General features: G+C 24.5%; 1 protein-coding gene. It reads right to left on the reverse strand.

The genetic code is table 11. The annotated features are described in order from the left end of the window. Positions 1–1,402 (reverse strand): immunoglobulin-like domain-containing protein (locus tag K5V21_RS18975; protein WP_221862657.1); only part of this gene is annotated, 1,402 nt, incomplete at its 3' end. Positions 1,403–1,768 lie beyond the last annotated feature (366 nt).

A 1,768-nucleotide genomic window follows, 5' to 3' on the forward strand; every position in this document is an offset into this window, starting at 1 on the left:
GTGCATTATTTATTTCAACCATTTTTGGATTTACTGTTACTACTCTTTTTACAGTTATTGTGTTACCATCACTATCTGTTACTGTATAAGTTACTTCATACTTTCCTGGTTTATTTGTATCTACTGAACCAGAAACTTTAATATCTTTTGTTATATTTCCATCTTCTGTATCAACTGCAGTTACACCAGCCATTGAATCAAATGCTGTTCCTTCTGTTATGCTCACATTATCTGCTCCGCTTATTACTGGCTTGTCATTACTTACTACTGTTACTATTATTGTTTTTCTAGTTTTTGCTCCTTGGCTGTCTGTTACTTCATAAACTACTTTATAAGTGCCTGGTTTATTTGTGTTTACTGTGTTTTCTATAACTTTTATGTCTTTTGTTACATTTCCGTCTTCTTTATCTGTTGCGCTTACTCCTACCATTAGATCGAACTTGCTTCCAGCTTTTATTATTTTATTTTCCGCTGTTATCACTGGTACAGTGTTCTCATATCTTATTGGTTGACTAACTTGTCCGGAGAAATTACAAAGTGCATTTCCAATTTTTATTTCCTTGTCAAAGGTATATGTCCTAGTAGTACTTGCATATATATTAATCCACTTAATTTTTTTTGTATTCAAATCATATTTTCCAGCATCACTTATATGCTTAGGAGTTACTACTGATCCATCAATATCAATTATATTATTTTTAATTTCTACAGTTCCATATCCTACAACCTCATCCAAAGATATAATTTGCTTCTCTAATGTTAACGCCTTTAAATTACTTAACCCAACTAATGATGTTATATTACTTATATTGTTTTGAGATAGAGTTAATGTAGTTAACTTTTTTAAATTAGATATTGAATCTATATCCTTTATTTTATTATCGCCTAAATTTAAATATGATAATTGAGTTAATCCACTTAATACTGATATATCTTTTATATTATTACTCATTAAACTTAAAGTTTTTAATTTAGTTAAATTCTTTATATAACTTATATCACTTATTTTGTTAGTTTGTAAATTTAATATGGTTAAATTTACCAAATCTTTTACCTGTGATATATCACTAACATTATTTCTTCTCAGATTTAAACTCGTTAAATTGCTACAATATTGAATCCCTTCTAAATTAGAAATATTTAAACCTACTAAGTTCAATGATAAAATTCCTTTTAATTGTTCCTTAGTTATATTATCACTTTCAGATTGACCTAATTGTTTATTTATAGCTATCTTTAAGTTTTCATCTGGAATATCCACAACTTCTTTTAAATTTGAATACTCTCTATTTATATTATTAGTTTCTGTATTTACATCTGCAAATACTTTTACTTTATTTATTCCTATTGTTGAAGTAATAATAACAACCATGATTATCATTTTTATTTTTTTTCTATTCATCTTAACTCCCCTTATACATACTTATTAAAAAACACTATTAATATCGATAAATTTAATTTTATCTAATACTATTTTCATGTACTTATTATACAAATTATTAATTATACAAATTAATATTATTTAGATTATTAGTATCCTCATTTCTTTCTCCTCTCCTCGTATAATAATTAAATTTTTTATTTAACTTTCTTATTAGTTAGATATAAAATTTTAATTAGTATATTTTCTATTTCTTTAGTTTATAATATTTAATATGTATATTTTTATATAAATTTCTAATAGCTTTAATTGCATATTAAAGTGCTTTAATTTAATATTTTATTTTTATAAAAATTATTTCCTACATAGATAAGTCCTCAATTGATT

Origin of the sequence: Clostridium sardiniense, assembly GCF_019753795.1 — a bacterium.
GTDB lineage: Bacteria > Bacillota > Clostridia > Clostridiales > Clostridiaceae > Clostridium > Clostridium sardiniense.